At 45.0% G+C, this 18,605-nt stretch carries 22 protein-coding genes; 8 read left to right on the plus strand and 14 right to left on the minus strand.

What is annotated here, in order from left to right; all coding sequences use genetic code 11:
• Window positions 1-66: 66 nt before the first annotated feature.
• From era to rpoE, 8 genes are all read right to left on the minus strand, one after another.
• Complete coding sequence (gene era / locus MHM87_RS04060) at window positions 67-978, minus strand: GTPase Era (RefSeq protein ID WP_239257986.1); 912 nt, start codon at window positions 976-978, stop codon at window positions 67-69.
• 19 nt (window positions 979-997) lie between these two features.
• Complete coding sequence (gene rnc / locus MHM87_RS04065) at window positions 998-1,684, minus strand: ribonuclease III (RefSeq protein WP_014950103.1); 687 nt, start codon at window positions 1,682-1,684, stop codon at window positions 998-1,000.
• A complete protein-coding gene (lepB, locus tag MHM87_RS04070) occupies window positions 1,684-2,586 on the minus strand; it encodes a signal peptidase I (RefSeq protein WP_014950104.1) in 903 nt (300 codons plus the stop codon). Before lepB ends, rnc begins: the two co-directional genes overlap by 1 nt.
• Entirely contained in the window at window positions 2,586-4,382 is a 1,797-nt protein-coding gene (lepA, locus tag MHM87_RS04075) for a translation elongation factor 4 (RefSeq protein WP_101565230.1), read from the minus strand. Before lepA ends, lepB begins: the two co-directional genes overlap by 1 nt.
• 322 nt (window positions 4,383-4,704) lie before the next feature.
• Entirely contained in the window at window positions 4,705-5,166 is a 462-nt protein-coding gene (locus MHM87_RS04080) for a SoxR reducing system RseC family protein (protein ID WP_131137719.1), read from the minus strand.
• A gap of 18 nt (window positions 5,167-5,184) precedes the next feature.
• Window positions 5,185-6,369, minus strand: coding sequence for a MucB/RseB C-terminal domain-containing protein (locus tag MHM87_RS04085; protein ID WP_239257833.1), 1,185 nt, complete (start codon window positions 6,367-6,369; stop codon window positions 5,185-5,187).
• Window positions 6,370-6,493: 124 nt separating this feature from the next.
• Window positions 6,494-7,075: an RseA family anti-sigma factor gene (locus tag MHM87_RS04090; RefSeq protein ID WP_014976995.1), complete on the minus strand. Its 582-nt coding sequence runs from the start codon at window positions 7,073-7,075 to the stop codon at window positions 6,494-6,496.
• Between the two features lie 99 nt (window positions 7,076-7,174).
• Window positions 7,175-7,753: an RNA polymerase sigma factor RpoE gene (rpoE, locus tag MHM87_RS04095; RefSeq protein WP_012518957.1), complete on the minus strand. Its 579-nt coding sequence runs from the start codon at window positions 7,751-7,753 to the stop codon at window positions 7,175-7,177.
• Between the two features lie 197 nt (window positions 7,754-7,950).
• On the opposite strand from rpoE, the gene nadB reads away from it, so the two are divergent.
• Window positions 7,951-9,636: an L-aspartate oxidase gene (gene nadB, locus MHM87_RS04100; protein WP_239257834.1), complete on the plus strand. Its 1,686-nt coding sequence runs from the start codon at window positions 7,951-7,953 to the stop codon at window positions 9,634-9,636.
• Window positions 9,637-9,946: 310 nt separating this feature from the next.
• On the opposite strand, the gene MHM87_RS04105 is transcribed toward nadB, so the two are convergent.
• The 3 genes from MHM87_RS04105 to MHM87_RS04115 form a co-directional block, all read right to left on the minus strand.
• Window positions 9,947-10,819: a MaoC/PaaZ C-terminal domain-containing protein gene (locus tag MHM87_RS04105; protein WP_239257835.1), complete on the minus strand. Its 873-nt coding sequence runs from the start codon at window positions 10,817-10,819 to the stop codon at window positions 9,947-9,949.
• A 13-nt stretch (window positions 10,820-10,832) separates the two neighbouring features.
• Window positions 10,833-11,228: a hypothetical protein gene (locus MHM87_RS04110; protein WP_014950111.1), complete on the minus strand. Its 396-nt coding sequence runs from the start codon at window positions 11,226-11,228 to the stop codon at window positions 10,833-10,835.
• A 121-nt stretch (window positions 11,229-11,349) separates the two neighbouring features.
• Window positions 11,350-11,601, minus strand: a complete 252-nt coding sequence (locus MHM87_RS04115) for a succinate dehydrogenase assembly factor 2 (protein WP_014950112.1) — start codon at window positions 11,599-11,601, stop codon at window positions 11,350-11,352.
• 187 nt (window positions 11,602-11,788) lie between these two features.
• Here MHM87_RS04115 and MHM87_RS04120 point away from each other — a divergent pair, with 187 nt between their 5' ends.
• Together MHM87_RS04120 and MHM87_RS04125 are read left to right on the plus strand one after the other, a co-directional pair.
• Complete coding sequence (locus MHM87_RS04120) at window positions 11,789-12,835, plus strand: glycine cleavage system protein T (protein ID WP_239257836.1); 1,047 nt, start codon at window positions 11,789-11,791, stop codon at window positions 12,833-12,835.
• A 59-nt stretch (window positions 12,836-12,894) separates the two neighbouring features.
• Complete coding sequence (locus MHM87_RS04125; RefSeq protein WP_014950114.1) at window positions 12,895-13,380, plus strand: peptidylprolyl isomerase; 486 nt, start codon at window positions 12,895-12,897, stop codon at window positions 13,378-13,380.
• An 84-nt stretch (window positions 13,381-13,464) separates the two neighbouring features.
• Here the strand turns inward: MHM87_RS04125 and MHM87_RS04130 are convergent, their stop codons facing one another.
• Both MHM87_RS04130 and nadE read right to left on the minus strand, forming a co-directional pair.
• On the minus strand, window positions 13,465-13,803 hold the full coding sequence (locus tag MHM87_RS04130; protein ID WP_014950115.1) for a P-II family nitrogen regulator: 339 nt from the start codon (window positions 13,801-13,803) through the stop codon (window positions 13,465-13,467).
• Between the two features lie 2 nt (window positions 13,804-13,805).
• On the minus strand, window positions 13,806-14,642 hold the full coding sequence (gene nadE / locus MHM87_RS04135; RefSeq protein ID WP_014979790.1) for an ammonia-dependent NAD(+) synthetase: 837 nt from the start codon (window positions 14,640-14,642) through the stop codon (window positions 13,806-13,808).
• Window positions 14,643-15,051: 409 nt separating this feature from the next.
• On the opposite strand from nadE, the gene MHM87_RS04140 reads away from it, so the two are divergent.
• Window positions 15,052-15,597 (plus strand): GspH/FimT family pseudopilin, encoded by a 546-nt coding sequence (locus MHM87_RS04140; protein ID WP_239257837.1) that lies wholly within the window; start codon window positions 15,052-15,054, stop codon window positions 15,595-15,597.
• 38 nt (window positions 15,598-15,635) lie between these two features.
• On the opposite strand, the gene MHM87_RS04145 is transcribed toward MHM87_RS04140, so the two are convergent.
• The gene (locus tag MHM87_RS04145; RefSeq protein WP_014977002.1) at window positions 15,636-16,028 is read right to left on the minus strand and encodes a prepilin-type N-terminal cleavage/methylation domain-containing protein; all 393 of its coding nucleotides are present in this window, start codon (window positions 16,026-16,028) and stop codon (window positions 15,636-15,638) included.
• A gap of 78 nt (window positions 16,029-16,106) precedes the next feature.
• Here MHM87_RS04145 and MHM87_RS04150 point away from each other — a divergent pair, with 78 nt between their 5' ends.
• The 4 genes from MHM87_RS04150 to MHM87_RS04165 are packed head-to-tail and all read left to right on the plus strand — an operon-like array spanning window position 16,107 to window position 18,559.
• Window positions 16,107-16,661 carry a prepilin-type N-terminal cleavage/methylation domain-containing protein gene (locus MHM87_RS04150; RefSeq protein ID WP_061486153.1) on the plus strand — a complete coding sequence of 185 codons (555 nt, stop codon included), beginning with the start codon at window positions 16,107-16,109 and terminating at the stop codon, window positions 16,659-16,661.
• Window positions 16,655-17,293 (plus strand): potassium:proton antiporter, encoded by a 639-nt coding sequence (locus MHM87_RS04155; RefSeq protein ID WP_101565236.1) that lies wholly within the window; start codon window positions 16,655-16,657, stop codon window positions 17,291-17,293. Before MHM87_RS04150 ends, MHM87_RS04155 begins: the two co-directional genes overlap by 7 nt.
• A complete protein-coding gene (locus tag MHM87_RS04160) occupies window positions 17,280-18,251 on the plus strand; it encodes a hypothetical protein (protein WP_239257838.1) in 972 nt (323 codons plus the stop codon). Before MHM87_RS04155 ends, MHM87_RS04160 begins: the two co-directional genes overlap by 14 nt.
• Before the next feature lie 47 nt (window positions 18,252-18,298).
• On the plus strand, window positions 18,299-18,559 hold the full coding sequence (locus MHM87_RS04165; RefSeq protein WP_239257839.1) for a hypothetical protein: 261 nt from the start codon (window positions 18,299-18,301) through the stop codon (window positions 18,557-18,559).
• Window positions 18,560-18,605: the final 46 nt, after the last annotated feature.

The following is an 18,605-nucleotide window of genomic DNA, read 5'->3' on the forward strand; positions in this document are numbered from 1 at the left end:
CACTCTCTTTGCTAATATAACGCCAGTTACAGCTAACTAGCGTTATAAAGATAATATTAGCGTGAACTAGAAGTTACTGTCGTCACCGTAACCTAGAGAGCGCAGAGCACGTTCATCGTCTGCCCAGCCTTGTTTCACTTTCACCCAAAGTTCTAGAAATACTTTGTTGTCGAACAAGTTTTCCATATCTTTACGCGCTTGCTCACCAATGGTTTTCAAATGCTTTCCGCCTTTGCCGATGATCATGCGTTTTTGGGTTTCACGCTCTACCAAAATCAGACCGCTGATACGATAAACACCATTGTCTGCCATTTTGAATTGCTCAATTTCCACAGTAGTAGAGTAAGGCAGTTCATCGCCGGTAAAGCGCATAAGCTTTTCGCGAATGATTTCAGCGGCCATAAAGCGGCTTGAGCGGTCAGTAATGTAATCTTCCGGGAAGAAAAACTCACTTTTAGGTAGCGACTTGGCCACTAACTCTCTAATTTCGTCAACCATTCGACCCTGTTTAGCACTGATAGGGATCATGTGCGCAAACGGGTGTTTTTCGCCAAGCTTTTTAAGGTGAACCATAAAGTTTTCTTTATCTTCAACCTTATCCATTTTGTTTACGATGAGATAGCAAGGAAGGTTTGCTTGTTTAACCTTACTTAATACCATTTCATCTTCGGCGTTGAATCGATCGCCTTCGACAACAAAAAGCACAAGGCCAACTTCAGCCAAAGAGCTTGATGCCGCGCGGTTCATGTAGCGATTAATCGCGCGCTTTTCGTCTTGGTGAAGCCCTGGGGTATCAACGTAAATCGCTTGATAGTCACCATCGGTGTCTATACCAAGAATGCGGTGGCGCGTGGTTTGCGGCTTACGCGATGTAATGCTTACTTTTTGACCTAGCAAGCGATTGAGCAAGGTCGATTTACCCACATTAGGGCGACCTACTATGGCAACTAGGCCACAGCGAGTTTGAATATCAGGCATTTCTGGCAAATTCGACTCATCATGCGTTGTCATCAAGCTTCTCCAATGTTAAACGAGCAGCTTCTTGTTCTGCTTTTCGGCGGCTATTGCCAGACGCCACTACCGCTTCTGGTAGACTTTCTACCTGACAGCTAACTTCAAAAGTCTGAGCATGATCTTTCCCTGAAATAGACAGCACTTCATAGGTTGGTAGCGCTTGTTTACGGCCTTGTAAAAACTCCTGAAGACGAGTTTTGCTGTCTTTAGGGTGGGCATTAGGGTCTAGTTTGTTAATGCGGGTTTCCCATAAACGGTCTATAACGCCTCGTACCTCGTCCATACCGGAATCGAGATAAATAGCCCCTAAAATAGCTTCAACTGCATCGGCTAAAATCGAACTTCTACGATGACCACCGCTTTTGAGCTCACCGGGCCCTAAGTTAAGTAGTTCACCCACACTGGCTTCCTTTGCAAGTTCTGCCAGTGTGTCTCCTTTAACCAAAGTAGAGCGCATTCGTGTGAGTTTGCCTTCTGGCACAGTTGGGAATCGCTTAAACAGCGTTTCCCCAACAATCATGCCTAAAATAGCGTCACCCAGAAATTCTAGTCGCTCATTGTGCTGTTTAGCCGCACTGCGATGAGTAAGTGCTTGTTCCAATAGAGCTTCATTGGTAAATGTGTAGCCTATCGCCTTGTACAGACGACGATATTTATCAATTCCCTGCATTAATGAATGCCACCTGCTCGCTCAAATCGAACACCTGTTGGTACCCAAGTTGGAAGGAAGTCTGACGGACTGCGCTCAAATTCAAATGAAATCCAAATCGCCACCGCTTTTCCAACCAAGTTTGCATCTGGCACAAAACCCCAAAAACGGCTGTCGCGGCTGTTGTCACGGTTATCGCCTAGCACGAAATACTGACCTTCTGGCACAATCCACTCATTGCTGCGCGTTCCAGGCTGGGTATAAAAGTTAACCGGCGAAATCTCGCGTACTGGGTGGCGCAAAATGTCGTGCTCTACTGTGCCTAAATCTTCGGTGTAACGCATAAGCTGCGCCATGTCCTGTACAAACTCACCACGCTCTTGGAACGTCAGCGGTACGGCTTTCAATTTAGGACAGTTGTTGCCAGTCTCACACTTCGGTTTGATATAAACCTGTTTATTTTGATAAACCACAGTATCGCCCGGTAAACCGATCACGCGCTTAATGTAGTCTATTGAAGGCTCTTCAGGGTACTTGAAAACCACCACATCACCACGCTCTGGAACGCCAGTTTCAATCAGCTTACTTCTGAAAACCGGGTCTTTAACGCCATAGGCAAACTTTTCAACTAAAATGAAGTCACCCACTAACAGAGTGGGCATCATTGAGCCAGAAGGAATTTGAAATGGTTCATATAAAAACGAACGCAATACCAACACGAAAGCAATAACAGGAAAAATCTGTTGCGAAGTATCAACAAGGTACGGCAGTTGAGGATCTTCTCCGTAGCCCGCCCCTTCTGCGGTTGCCGCAGCCTGTAAGCGTGCTTTTCGTTTTGGTGCAAACACTAGGCTATCCACTAGCCAGATTAATCCTGTTATTAAGGTGAGTGCCACCAAAATCAAGGAGAAGTAATTCGCCATTATTTGCCCACCTTCAATACTGCAAGGAACGCATCTTGTGGCAATTCAACATTACCCACTTGCTTCATTCGCTTTTTACCTTCTTTCTGCTTTTGAAGTAGTTTCTTCTTACGACTTACGTCACCGCCGTAACACTTCGCGATTACGTTTTTACGTAGCTGTTTAACTGTACTTCTTGCAACAATATGGTTACCGATAGCCGCCTGAATAGCGATATCGAACATTTGTCGTGGAATAAGCTCGCGAAGCTTTTCGACCAGCTCACGACCACGGCCTTGAGAGTTTTCTCTATGCGTAATTACTGCTAACGCATCTACACGTTCACCGTTAATAAGAATATCAACACGCACCATGTCTGATGCCTGGAAACGCTTAAAGTTGTAATCAAGCGATGCAAAACCACGGCTCGTAGATTTCAAACGGTCGAAGAAATCGAGCACCACTTCTGCCATTGGCAGTTCGTAGGTTACCGCCACTTGCTTACCGTGGTACGTCATGTTGGTTTGCATACCGCGCTTTTCAACGCAAAGTGTAATTACGTTGCCTAGATACTCTTGTGGCACAAGAATATTGGCTTCAACCATAGGCTCACGAATTTCAGCGATATCATTTACCGGAGGTAGCTTAGCCGGGCTATCTACAGTAAGGGTTTCGCCTTTGGTCGTTTCTACTTCGTATATTACCGTTGGCGCAGTAGTGATAAGACCCAAGTCATATTCACGCTCTAAACGCTCTTGAATGATTTCCATGTGCAGCATGCCAAGGAAACCAATACGGAATCCAAAACCTAGCGCTGCAGAGCTTTCTGGCTCATAAAACAGTGAAGCGTCGTTCAGGCTTAATTTCGCAAGGGCATCACGGAAATCTTCATAATCGTCTGAGCTTATTGGGAAAATACCGGCATAAACCTGAGGTTTAACCTTTTTAAAGCCCGGCAGCATTGCATCAGCTGGCTCGCGAGCCAAGGTAATGGTGTCGCCCACAGGCGCGCCTTGGATATCTTTAATCCCTGCAATGATAAAGCCTACTTCACCGGCTCTTAATGTGCCTGTATCGAGTGGCTTAGGCGTAAATACACCAATTTTGTCAACCTGATGCGTTTGACCGTTTGACATAATTTGAATTTTGTCTTTCTTGGTCAACTGGCCTTCGACAATACGTACCAGTGAAACAACGCCTTGATAGTTGTCAAACCAAGAATCGATAATCAACGCCTTAAGTGGCGCTTCGCGGTCACCTTCTGGCGGCGGAATTTTATTTACAATAACTTCAAGTACATCTTCAATACCGATACCGGTTTTTGCTGAGCAGCGCACAGCGTCCAGTGCATCGATACCAACAATATCTTCAATTTCTTCTGCAACGCGGTCTGGTTCAGCCTGAGGCAGGTCGATTTTATTTAGTACAGGCACCACTTCCATATCCATCTCGATAGCGGTATAGCAGTTTGCCAATGTTTGTGCTTCTACGCCCTGACCTGCATCAACAACCAAAAGCGCACCTTCACAGGCAGCAAGAGAACGAGATACTTCATAGGTAAAGTCAACGTGTCCAGGAGTGTCGATGAAGTTAAGCTGATAAGTTTCACCGTCGCGCGCTTCGTAGTTCAGCGTTACGCTTTGCGCTTTGATAGTAATACCGCGCTCTTTTTCCAGGTCCATTGAGTCGAGAACCTGTTCAGCCATTTCACGGTCTGTTAGCCCTCCACAATGCTGGATTAGACGGTCTGACAGCGTAGACTTACCGTGGTCGATGTGGGCGATAATACTGAAGTTACGAATGTGCGATTGTTGCATAATGCTGGAAATTACCTGCAGAAAAATTCATTAAACAAAAAATGCTGCTTGCCTTGCTTAAAGGGTTATACGCAGCGCGTGCGGATTTTACCCATTTCTTGCGCGAAAAGCGAATTGGCGTGGTGGAAAATTTATTACTTTCAAGAAACATAACGAATGGAAGTGGCAACCTGACGTGACTTCCTCGGCCTATCTCAAAACTTGGCTACATTGATGAGCGTGAGTTAACACTATAATCTCGTATAAATTGGCCTCGTATAAAACGGCATGTATGGAGCAGTCCCGTATTAAACCATTGAGCAGCGTAAAGCCCTTCAAAAAATCAATGTTCTACTGCACTGTGATCTTGTTGACCCAATAGGACAGGTTGATATTTCGTACGTTCTACACGACGCAACTTGTAAGCAATTAGCTTATAGGTAAAGAAGGTTACTAACCCACTTGGCAGCATGGCCCATAACTCGTGAGTAAATCCGTTACTACTAAGTAATGATATAGACACCGAATATGCCCCGATAAACGCTATGAGCGGTAGTAAATACAACCAAGCCGATGCACTTAAAATACCTGCTTCCGGTATGCCTACAGTCACTTCTTGGCCAACCCGCACAGGCATGGGAGTGCGCAGCGTCAACTGCTGCGTTTTCGGTGCAAGCGCACGAGAAATAACGCCGGTACCACAATCACTTTGTGCTTGGCATGCGTTACAGGTCGATTTAATCGCTGCTTCTACGGTGACCGTATCCCCATTAACGGCAACTACGGTGGCGGTTTCTCTTATCATTGTTACTCAATTGCGCGGTTATTCACTTACACTGCTGACGGGGCGTAAAGACGTAGCAATAGCGTTAGCGGTTTGCAAAGGTATTTCTCCCACCACTGTCACCTGGGCTTTGCCGTCTGTCAACGTTAAGAACGTACTCACTTCATTGCGCAGCGCCAGCGTTTCACCTAACGCATCTTCCGCAGGCTGAACATACACAGATACGTCAACCAATCCATCTGAAAAGAGTTTATATTCTACAATCTGTCCTGTTAAGGCCAATCGTCTTGTATCTTGCTTTATTTCTCGCATGCCAGCCGGCAAATAGGTGACATCCCATTTGTGTGCACGATTTGGCGTATTGCTCAGCGCCATGGGCGCGGGTAACGACGCAGAATTAATTCGTGAGAAATAATCAGCAGGCTCTGGCGATATCGCAAATGCCGTGACCTGAATCTGCTCTAATAGCGCCCCTTGCAAATCAAGCATGTTCAGTTTGAGCAACATACCAGACGACTCATCCAGCCACAGTTGATAACCAAATCGCGTGTTATCTCGGCTGACTATTCGAATTTGTTGCGCTGAACGTCCTGCCACCCGCGCTCTTCCCACAGCGACGAACTCATAGGCTTCGGCAAGCTGTTCAGGATGATACAATAATACACTTGGTATTGGGCCGTTGATATGCTTTGAACGCAAGCTATAGGGTTGTACATCTGGCTCAAATACACTCACCACATCGTTCACACGAATAAGCTCGCGGCCTGGTCCATTTTGAAGATTTAACTGCTCTAATTCAGAGCCATCTTCCATAATCCCGTGGCGCCATAAATATGGAACGGTTTCCTTTCCTGCAATAGTTTGCACAAAAGACACTTGGAAATTGGCATTGGTTATAATGTTTTGAAGTTCAGCTAACCACTGGTTGGCCGATTGAGGCTCTCGTGTGCGAGAAGCAGATGTATTTTGCTCGCTTCGACTTTGTTCAAGTTGCTCTTGAATCACGTCGTCTCGCACTGCTTCTTTTTGATCAGCTTCATCTAGTCGGCCAGCTCTCGTGTTTGATTCTGAGTTAGCGTCTAATTCAACGTCGCCATCATTCACGTTTTGGACTGGAGCAATAGGAGCTTTCGTTTCTTCGCTCAGCGAAGTAGTTTGGGCAATAGTGGGCTGAATAGCCGCGCCCGAAATGAAAAAAAGTGCAAGGATAGAACTACAGCGCATTTTTTCCCGCCTTAAAACAAACATACCAGCAGTATATGCTGGTATGATTAAAATATGAAATACATGTCAGTCGCAATTTACTTGCGAAAGCACATTCCAACTAATGTTGACTGGCTGCGATAACTTATGGGCGCTCTGGTCCACTTGTTTCGCTTTCACCCTCGTCCTCTTGCGCTTGCTTAAGCTTTATTTGCTGCTCATGATCAGCAATCAATGCATTAATTTTGCGCTTTTTCTCAAGCATTTCATTCATGTCGTTACGTGGTAACGTTCTGGTTTGTTCCAAACTCACTGGAGACAATCCACCTTGAGGAGCAATCGTTGGTGCTGTCATAAATGGCTCGGTAGGCGCTTCTTGATTAGTGTATTGAACACCAAAGATAACTGCCACTGCCACCGAAGCGGCTACTGCAAACTGGCCTGACTGCTTCGCAAAAGGAACAACATTCCCAATCAATGGTATCGACTGCCAGCGCGAGCGTTTAGGTGCGACTATAGCTGGCTCGTTTTCAAGCGCAGCTGCTACGCTTGCGGTGATGTCCAACTGTGGAGCAACACTTGCTTCTTTTCGCATTGCACCGCGATACACATGGTAACGTTGCCATTTGGCCTGAAGCGCTTCATCTTGCTTAATCGCATCGATGATGTCATTGCCTTCTATCTCACCATCCATGAATGCGGACAATTTTTCTTGCTGTTGCGTCATATATTCATTTCCAGATCAAAGTGATCGTTAACTACCCTAACACAGCTGTTAGTCATCGTGGAAAAAAGAAAGTTCATCTTTTTTTGATTTTATTTCTTTTTAATTTTCTAACAACGGTTGAATAACTTTATCAATCGCCTCGCGAGCCCTAAAAATACGGGATCTCACCGTACCCACAGGACACGACATTACGTTCGCGATTTCTTCATAGCTCAACCCTTCAATTTCACGCAGCGTTATCGCCATACGTAAATCGTCCGGCAGCTTCTCAACTACCTTAAACAGGGTTTCTTCAATTTCCTCAGATAACAGGCTTCGCTCGGGTGTAGATTGCTCTTTTAATGCATCACTACCTTCGTAGAAATCTGCTTCGTCAGCATCGACATCGCTTGCAGGCGGCTTGCGACCTTGAGATACAAGATAGTTCTTGGCACTGTTTACCGCAATCCGATAAAGCCAAGTATAAAATGCACTGTCGCCACGAAAATTAGGTAAGGCACGGTATGCTTTGATAAACGCTTCTTGCGTTACATCAGCAACGTCACCGGTATTTTTCACATAGCGAGAAACGAGATGCATCACTTTATGTTGGTAACGAGTTACCAACAAGTTGAACGCATTTTTATCGCCACGCTGTACTTTTTCGACCAGTTGTTGGTCGGTTATCTGCTCGCTCATTCGAGCCATTACTCCCTACTTCAACTACACAATAGCTCTAACAAGCATGTGTATAGACGCGTTCTTTTTACAAAAGTTCTGTAAAAGCATTAAATATTTTAAAAAATGCTTAGGCCAGGGGGCAAGAATGATTGTGTTTTGCTACTCATCCTTTAGACTTGCCGAACCTTTGCTCGTTTGAATTGATATAAAAATACATGAAATCTGTATCGTCTTCACTAACTTCCACATCAAATGCAATAGAACACCGTTGTGACGTATTGATTATTGGGAGTGGCGCGGCAGGATTGAGCTTAGCGCTTAAGCTTGCCGACCATTGTCAGGTTATTGTACTTAGTAAAAGTGACCGCAATGAAGGCTCTACCCGCTATGCACAAGGTGGTATTGCCGCAGTATTCGATGAACAAGACTCCATAGACGCACACGTAAAAGACACGCTTGCTGCAGGTGCTGGGCTTTGCGAAGAGCCAGCCGTAAGATTTACTGCAGAACGAGCAAAGGCGTCACTTGAGTGGCTTATCAGCTACGGTGTACCGTTTGATACAGAAAAAAGTGAATCTGGTGAGGAGCGCTTTCACCTTACCCGCGAGGGTGGACACAGCCACCGGCGAATTCTTCACGCTGCAGATGCCACTGGCGAAGCGCTTCAAATTACATTAAACGACGCGGTATCGACCCATCCAAACATCCACATATTTGAGCGCTATAACGCCATTGATCTCATTCCTTCAAAGGAAGAAAAGAACAGCGTGGTGGGTGCTTATGTTTGGAATAGACAACAAGAGCACGTTGAAGTAATTCGCGCCCCTTTCGTTGCGCTAGCGACTGGCGGTGGTAGTAAGGTGTACCAGTATACATCGAACCCCGATGTGTCGAGCGGTGACGGCATTGCCATGGCATGGCGAGCGGGTTGTCGAGTGGCCAATATGGAATTCAATCAATTTCATCCGACTTGCTTATTCCACCCGCAGGCACGTAACTTTTTGATTACAGAAGCGCTGCGCGGCGAAGGCGCAAACCTATGCCACGCCGACGGTACCCGCTTTATGCACAAATTTGATGAGCGTGGCGATCTTGCGCCGCGCGACGTAGTCGCTCGCGCAATCGATTATGAAATGAAGCGATTGGGCGCTGACTGCATGTACTTGGATATCAGTCATAAGCCTGCTGACTTCATCGTTAAGTACTTCCCTAATATATATCGAAAGTGCCGCTCGCTTGGTATCGATATAACCCGTGAACCTATCCCAGTCGTGCCTGCTGCGCACTACAGCTGCGGCGGAGTGATGACCGACTTTAATGCCAAAACCGACTTGAATAATGTATACGCAATCGGTGAAGTGGCCTACACAGGTCTGCATGGCGCCAACCGCATGGCATCTAACTCTTTACTTGAGTGTGTGGTTTTTGCCAGCGCTGCAGCGGAAGATATTATTAAAAATCTTCCCAGTGCAGACTGTGAAGAGTCTATTGCGCCTTGGGATGAGAGCCAAGTGTCTAACTCTGACGAAGAAGTCATCATTCAACATAACTGGCACGAACTTAGGCTGTTTATGTGGGATTACGTAGGTATTGTACGCACTGATAAGCGCCTTGAACGGGCCATGCGCCGCATTAAGCTATTAGAGCAAGAGATTACTGAGTATTACTCACACTTCAGGGTAAGTAACAACCTGCTAGAGCTTCGAAACCTTGTTACGGTTGCAGAACTCATTGTGCGATGCGCGATGGAGCGAAAGGAAAGCAGAGGGTTACACTTTAATTTGGACTACCCTGAACAGTTAGACAACCCCGTTCCTACAATACTTATTCCCAGAAAACAGCTGTCAGGCGCCGACGTTGGCTCGCTAATTACTCAAGACAGCTTCGCCGATGCCGACTAGTGCATAAAGTAAGATTTGTATCAGTCTAAAGAAGGCGCTAATGTTAATGCGCCTTCTTTAATAACTGGACAATACATTCACACAGCATCATTTAGCGCTCAATAAAACACCTCAAACAAAAAGAGAGCATCACAGCATGCTCTCTTTTCACCGTCCACAGTATTATACCAGTCTGTTCCCTTTCAAGTTCACACGCTTTGCTAGGAAACTTGCCAGCGCCTCTGAGTGAGCAATGATCTATGCGGATTGTTATAACCTTAGGTTATCTCCCGCTTATCTTTTGCTTATCTGCACCTGATTAAACGTTAATTCAGGCCTGATTAAACACTAAACTAGTCGATAAGTGCACAAGGCTGTCATTACTATCGGTAACGTCTATTAGCACACTATTATCTGTTTTACAGTGTTGTTGAATATGAATGTCACAGGGCAAAAACACGGGTTTTCTAAAGCGGCAGTTTACTTCTTTTACGCTCATAGATTGTCTGAAGTCTTGATGACTTACAAACGCCGACACAGCGCGTGACAATGTCCACATGCCGTGCGCTATAGGCTGTTTAAACCCAAATGCTTTGGCAGATATTGCAGACAAGTGAATAGGGTTATAGTCGCCAGAAAGCTTTGCATAGCGGCGACCTGTATTAGCCGAGGCACTAATTTCGCCGATGAGCGCCCTATTCTCTAATTCACAATCGTCATGTAAGTCATTTTTAGCACCAAGTGGAGCTACATGAACGGCTTTCACCTTCACTAAGTAACTACTTATCGCCCTGTAAACCAGATTCCCTGCCTGCAGCGCCTCTAACATCACATCCACTTCCCAACCTCGGTTATGCGGTCTCACATCGTGAAAGCGCACGCGACATTCAAAGGGTTCGCTTAAATCGCAATGGTCTATTACCGATACTTTGTTAGCGGCGTGGATGAGGCCAAGCAATGGAAATGGGCTTTGTTTGTCCAGCAAACACTGCATTTGCAATGGTAAGGAAAGCATCTGCAAATAAAGTGGATGGACATGCTCATTTGCCGGCCAGTCAACTTCCTGACAAAAAGAAGCGTAGTGCACATTGTCGACATTGAGCGTTTTGGTATAGATGCGCTGAGGCAACGTAGGCGGTTTAAACTGCATAAGCTGCCTGGCGTCAACGCGTTTAAATAACGCTTTGGTATACTCACGAAACATCTTTTTAATTCCTTTAAGGCGTTGCTTTTCGGGCCAAGATAATGGCTCTAGCCAACCGGCGATAGTCTGCTTCGCAGCACTCACCTTTTAAGATCCAAGCGAGATGGCTATGATCTTTTTCAAACCATCTGCGTTTTTGGCGCAGCACATTGATACACAGCCCCCAAGTAAAGAGCTGGGAAGAATGATGAATGTTCATTGATGTGCCGTCGACCTGAGCATCAACTAACAAGCTACCTTTTGGCATGCTTTGCAAATCCAGTGGGAGCGTGCTGTCGTCAACAACCCGGATAATACCATCGCTGGTCAAAGAGAGAGCGTATTGAGTAGCAGAAATTTTGTTACTAAACGCGTCATAAAGACGCCAGAAAATAACTAACGTGGTTGCAACAGCAACAAGCGCTATCAATTTTGAGAAGCTCAGCCAAGACCACAAGTATTGAGGAAGGCTGCACAATGCTGCGAAAAGACAAACAGCAACGCATACTTCCCCAAATAACCTTCTAAACCTATTGTGCGTAATGCAAATTCTATACTTTGACACGGTTGACGATAGTCGCCACCATGGCGGCTAGTTCAGGGTCTTCGCACTTTTGGTGTCCCATGATCCATGCAAACAAATCAGGGTCATCACTGGTAAGTAAACGTTCAAATGTTTCTTGATCTTCATAACTTAAAGAATCGAAGGCTTCTTCCACAAAAGGAAGTAAAAGTACGTCTAATTCTAGCATGCCTCTGCGACACGCCCACTTTAATCGCGCTAATCTTTTTGGTTCAAACATATGTCTTTCATACCGTTTTTTATTCGCTAACAATAATACCATGCCCTATGCGTGGGGATCACTGCTCTTTTGGTCAGATAGGCAAACTAAATAGAACTTAATCTGCGCACATTCCCATGTATTGCCCTTGAATATTGATGGTTTTACCATACCTTGAGTACATACAGCGAATTTTACAGTGGTGAATATGACATCTATCGCATCATTACAAAGTCTTCCAAGTGAATTTGTGGTCGAGCTTTCAAATGCCATGATAATTTCTTTGGAAGGAGAACAGGCCGACAGTTACCTGCAAGGGCAAATTACGGTCAACATTAATAAGCTAACCGAGAATACTGCCAGGCATTTCGCCCATTGTGATAATAAAGGCAAAACGTGGTCTACCGGGTACGTAACTCGCCACCAAAACAAATTATTGTTGGTTACCAATGAAGATGCGGGTAGTCATTCATTAGCACAGCTTAATAAGTATGGTGTGTTCTCTAAGGTTGATATTCTCGACGACACACAAACATACAGCGCTTATTTTATTTCGCTTGATGCAGTGAAAACTAACGAAGTAAAGGCAGCGTTAAGCCAGCTTTTCTCCGAAAACGAAGTGGAACGCCTTCTAGAAAGCGATACTCCTGACAATGGCTCTCTTGAAAAGGTCGAGAGCGAACACGGCGTCGCCTATTTTGCCAATACTAGCTGCAAAGGAATTATTGTTCTTTTAGATGATAATGGCGCAAAGCAAATAAATTCGTTAATAGAGGCGCAAACCCTTTCTTGCTATCCCCAAACCGTGTTTGACGCTATACAAATTCAAAGCGTACACGCTTTAGTGCAAGGCGACGCAGTGGCGGAATACGTGCCCCAGATGATTAATGTGCAGGCGCTCAACGGTATCGACTTTGATAAAGGCTGCTATATGGGGCAAGAGGTGGTTGCGCGAACCCGCTTTCTGGGTAAAAACAAACGCGCCGCCTACAGCTTTAAGCTTGAAGGTAACGTAAATATTAAACCTGGCGATGCATTAGAAAAGCAGTTGGGCGAAAATTGGCGTATAGCGGGCAAAATACTCAATGTTGCATCGCTTGATAATGAAACCTGGTTTATTGCAGTGCTCAACAACGATACCACCAGCGAAGATTTACACAGATTGGCTGATAATAACGCCATTACCTGTTACCCTAATACTTTGCCGTACAGTATTGAGCAGAAAGCTAGCAATATTGTGAAAAAACGTCGATAAGCAGTTTTTACTGCATTACATTTATTGCCCTTTATTAAAGGGCCAAGATAGGATTTGTTATGACAATTACTTCTGACAGCGTTGTAACGCTACACTACACCGTATCTACCGAAGACGGCACAACGCTAGACTCTTCAGAAGGGAAATCGCCACTAGTAGTACTACTAGGCCGTCGCTTCTTAATTGAAGGACTAGAAGATGCACTTATTGGTAAATCGAAGGAAGATAGCTTCAACGTTTCAGTAAACCCTGAAAAAGCATACGGTGAACGTGCTGACGAACTTGTACAAACTGTACCACGCTCAATGTTTGACGGTATGGATGTTGAAGTGGGTATGTCTTTCCGCGCAACTACGCCACAAGGTGAGCAATCGGTCATTATCATTGAAACAACTGACGAAGAGGTTGTTGTTGACGGTAACCACCCTCTTGCCGGTATTCCGCTAACTTTTGACGTGACTGTTGTTGACGTACGAGAAGCAACGAAAGAAGAGCTTGAGCACGGTCATGTACACAGTGAAGGCGGTTGTGGTCACGACCACTAAGTCACGTTGCTATTAAGCTTTAATAAATACTTAATATATTAAAAAAGGAGCCATTGGCTCCTTTTTTTAATAAACACCATTTAATTAAATCGCGTCTTCGTTTTGTTCACCGGTACGAATTCGTACGGCGGTCTCAACGTTGTAAACGAAGATTTTCCCGTCGCCAATTTTGCCTGTCTTAGCTGACGTTTGAATAGCTTCAACCGCTTGCTCAACGCGGTCATCGTCCAATACAAGCTCAATTTTGATCTTGGGTAGGAAGTCAACTTGGTACTCAGCACCGCGATAAAGTTCAGTATGGCCTTTTTGACGACCAAACCCTTTCACTTCTGACACTGTCATCCCTGCGATACCGACTTCAGCTAGCGCTTCCCTAACATCGTCCATTTTGAACGGTTTAATGATAGCTTCAATTTTTTTCATGACTACAACTCATCGTAAATTGTTGGAATTGGCACACGTTTATGCTGTGTACGCTCATAAATATAGAGCAATTTCTCTTCCACTTCCGCAGAAACTGGCTTTCCTTCCAAAAAGTCATCAATTTGGTCGTAAGACATGCCCAATGCTTGCTCATCGGCTTTTTGCGGAGACAGGCTTTCCAAGTCAGCAGTTGGCGCTTTAGTGATGACGTTATGTGGTGCACCCAAATGGGCTGCCACTGCACGTACTTGGCGCTTACTGAGACCAAACAACGGCGCAAGGTCACATGCACCATCACCATACTTGGTATAAAACCCTGTAATATTTTCAGCCGAATGGTCGGTACCTAAAACGAGGCCATCAACCATCCCAGCAATTTCATACTGGATAACCATACGGGTACGTGCTTTAACATTTCCCTTCACAAAGTCTTGTTTCGCTTCATTGTCGGGAAGAAGATTAGCACTGGCAAGCGCTTGTGAAGTAGACGCATGAATAGCATCTGCGCCAGGTTTTACATTCACTGCAAGAGAATGAGAGGGCTGGATAAAGTCGATAGATTTCTGTGCATCGTCTTCATCGGCTTGGGTATCATAAGGTAAACGAACCGCGATAAATTGGTATTTTTCGTGGTGCTCTTCGTTTAATTCATTTACTGCTAATTGAGCTAACCGACCCAATGTGCATGAATCAATGCCGCCACTAATACCCAGTACCAGCGAATTTAAACCAGAAGTAAGTAACTGCTTTTTTATGAACGAGACTCGACGTGCGACTTCGTACTCTACGTCAATTTCAGGCAGCACTTTCATTTCATCAATAACTGCTTGTTTTTGCATCATTATATCCACGTATTTTTGGGGCGTCCTGGAACTTGATTCTACGACAATCTGACCGCAGATGTTAGTGGTATCCGCGCATCTATTTGGATTTACTCTTCTGGTATTGCAGTTGTGCAGCACTTAAGGTCAGCAATTTATTATTAAGTTGAGATTCAAGCACAGCAGAACGACAAGCCATTAAACGTAAGGCGTATGGCCAAATATGCGGTTGCGCGGTAAAACATACCTTTGCCAACTCAAATTAGTTTACCCTAAAATATGAGTAAGTAGCGTAAAATTATGGCGCTACAATATTACATTGGAGAAAGGCGGCGCAAAAGCAAACTCGCCTGTTTCTCTTTATACCAACGCGTGGAATCGAATACCGTTTATGACAAACACTAGGCTTACAGCACGACTATCCATAATGTCGAGACAGCAAGGATTAACCCTTCTAGAAATGCTTGTTGCCGTCGCTATTCTTGCCATTATTCTCACCACAGTTGCGCCTGGCATTCAAAATATCGTAATCAAAAATAGAATTACCTCTGACTTAAACAATTTAAGTGCAGTGGTTCAACGCGCTCGCTTTTCTGCGGTAGACGAACAAACGAACGTAGTGCTGTGCCCTACGCAAAACTATACAGCCTGCACGTCGAGTTGGCGCAATGCAAAAATGGTGTTTATAGATGCAAATGGAAACGGCGGCCGGGATAACAGTGAGGTCTTAATTGTAGCAAGCGATCCACTTAGTAATGCCAATACCATCTCCGGTATAACCGGCAGCCTTATCTTCGACGAGCAAGGCGGAATAGACCGTGCCGCAACCATCACCTTATGTCCCAATAACAACGATGCAAACTATGCATCAGCACTTTTATTATCGCTTTACGGAAGAATATCTGTTGCCGTAGACAGTGATGACAACGGCAAAAAAGAAGACCTAGAAGGTAATGAGTTAAGCTGTAGCTAACCGTTCACTTTTCGTATCGTTAAGTTTCGAGCATTTTCTTACCAACATTCTGTGGGCGTCAGTGCGTCTTCACGTATTTTTATTACTCTACAGCTGTCCGTAGATGCTCTAGATGTCAGTGTAGCACTAATTTCATACATTCCCGTGTCGCTGATGGTTTGTGAGATGCGTACGCTGGCTATTCCAGAGGGTGGCAACGCATCGTGCGTTACGTACTCGCCTGTAAGTAGCCAACTTCGCGACTGAATTGCTTGGGCAGACAGAAGGTACGCTTTGACCTTGTTGAGCTGACTTAGTTGTTTGCTAGCGGTAATTGCCGACGTAGTCGCAACGCACAATATGCCTGCTATAGCCGTTGCAACCAGTATTTCTACAAGCGAAAACCCTTCAGTCAGATGATGTTGTATGTACGCCTTATAATTCCCTTCCATGGTACAGCTATCTCTCTAATTGAATTTCGGTACATTGAGATTACCAATATGAACTAAGCAGGGTAACTGGACTTACGCATGGCTTTTCACGCTTACACATCCAACAACAAGCTAAGCATTCCACAACGGAGATTGAATGGGTTTACGCTTTTAGAAATGCTAGTTGTACTGGCAGTAATCAGTCTCCTATCGTTAATTGCTATTCCTTCATTTGATGCATGGAATGAGCGAAATGCCTTTAAACATGCTGCCACCGGAATAGCCTCACTCGCAAAACAGGCGAGAATGAAAGCACTAATAAACAAAAAGAACATGTTCCTGATTGCGCAAATTGAACACAATAGCTGTGTACTCGTGAGCGAAGAAGACTCGTGCTCTTGCGCCACCCGCCAAAGCTGTGCCTTGACTGAGTCGAGTTTCTTGTCATTGCCTTCGCGGTGGAATACAGAATTGAGCACAACCAATAATGAGGACAAGATTGTCGCGTTCAATAAAAACGGTACCCTCAATTTTGCGAGTAATACGACGCTAACGCTTTCAAGCCAGCGCTTCAGGGCAAAGTTAGTTATTAATACATTGGGGCGAATAAAGCTATGTAGCGTTCAGTCTATTTCTGGAATAGCGCCATGTTAAAACATGTAATGCGTCGTGGCGCAATCAAGCCGTATTGTGGATATAGTCTCACCGAACTGCTGGTGGCCTGTGGCTTGGCAAGTATAGTGATTTCAGCCGTTGCAACTCAAGCGGCGCGGTCGCACATTGCACACTCATCAATTCAACACGCTACCAGCGTAGAAGACGACATACGTGCGCTACAAAGTACAATTACACAACACCTAAGCAAAGCGGGTTTTGTTTACTCTCCTAACACCCTATCACCTTTCGGTGCGACCACAATCGAAAATACGGTATTCGAAGTAACCACTGGCCACCGCGCAAATGAACCTGAAAATAGCTGTGTTACTTTTTCTTATGATAAGAACAAGGACGGCGTGGTATCGCAGGCTCAGGGGGAGTTTTTTGGATACCGATTGCACGACAATGCCATCGAGTACCGAGTAGCAGGGCATTCCTGTATACAAAGCGGTTGGTACGACTTAACCGATACGCAAACTACCGTTGCCACCAAATTCACGGTTAACCGAAGGCACAGCAGTAGCTGGGGAAGTGCCTATGAAATTGAAATAGAGTTGCACAGTAAAGTTGATCCTACCGTCAAAAGCGCCAGAACGTTCATAGTTGAGGCTGTCAATGCCTACGACTAATACCGAAATGCAGTGCCCTCAAAGAGGCAACAGAAAAACTGAGTTTAGAACAAGCCATGTAGGGGTTGTACCTACACGCCCTACTGCACCGCTTCGTTTTCAGCAAGGCATCGCCGTGTTGGGAATTGTGGCCATATTATTAAGCGCTATTACCTTCTCAGCTATAAGTACATCACAGCAGGTTCAACAATTTTATACGATTGAAAAGACAAAGCGGGATACCGAGAAGGCGCATGTTACACACATGCAGCAAGTCAAAGAAATCGCCACGTTGTTACGAAGTCATTCGGCCTCGCAGACGTTGAATAGGATAGACACATCCAATGCAACAATACTTATTGAGCAGACCGATTTAGTTGGTGAAGAACAGCAGCCTTTGCAACACTTTGACGTGCGGGTTTCCCAAGACGAAAGTAATATGATTTACACAGCTAAATTTCTGCGCTATCCGTCACTGTTAAGGCTACCTACTTCAACTCAACAATTATCATGGGACAATCAGCTTACCGAATGGCTTTTTAATCGAAGCATAGAGCACCTGAGTGCGACGTATTTTCCTCAAAGCGTTGCCAAACAGGATTGTGTGGACCTTCCGCCTGCCAGTATTTTCTGGATAGAGGGAGATTGCCAATTGGATAACGAAGATATAGCACACTCAGACGAAAACCAGCCTTTAATGCTACTGATAGTGGATGGCGACCTTTCACTTCACGCTGATACGCAATTCCATGGTTTGATAGTTATGCTTTCCACCACGCCATATACGCACACTTTGCATGTTTCACCTGAGGCATCTATAAAAGGCGCTTACGTTTCCAACCACCCCTTGAACACGAGTCTTGATGGGTCATTAACACCGTCCACCACGGTGCTAAAAAACCTTCAATCGCACACTACACTCGCTAAAATTATCCCTATCCCGGGTTCATGGTATAGGAATAACTCAACAAACGATTGAGCTGAATATTAGGTAAACGAAAAACCAGAAATAAAGGATCCTCAAAGATGCCTAAATTGAAAAATACAGGAAGTATTTTAATTGAAGTGATGCTGGCACTGCTTATTTTAACAAGCACTACCACCTATCTACTTGCCACTCGCATTGACTCTAGGCTTCTCTTTCAAGTGACTTTGGATGAAAACGCTGAGCACAATGGCTCATTGAATTCGGTTCGACTCGCCCTGGTTAACGACCCGGTTGACCAACGTTGGGATGACATCGCAATATTTGGTGAACCGTCATTACTGGTAATTTCCGCCCAATAGCACATCAACGCTACGTTTTTTTAAGGCGTCAAAACGACCTGTGGCA

Origin of the sequence: Alteromonas sp. Cnat3-28 (assembly GCF_022348265.1) — a bacterium.
Classification (GTDB): Bacteria; Pseudomonadota; Gammaproteobacteria; order Enterobacterales; family Alteromonadaceae; genus Alteromonas; species Alteromonas macleodii.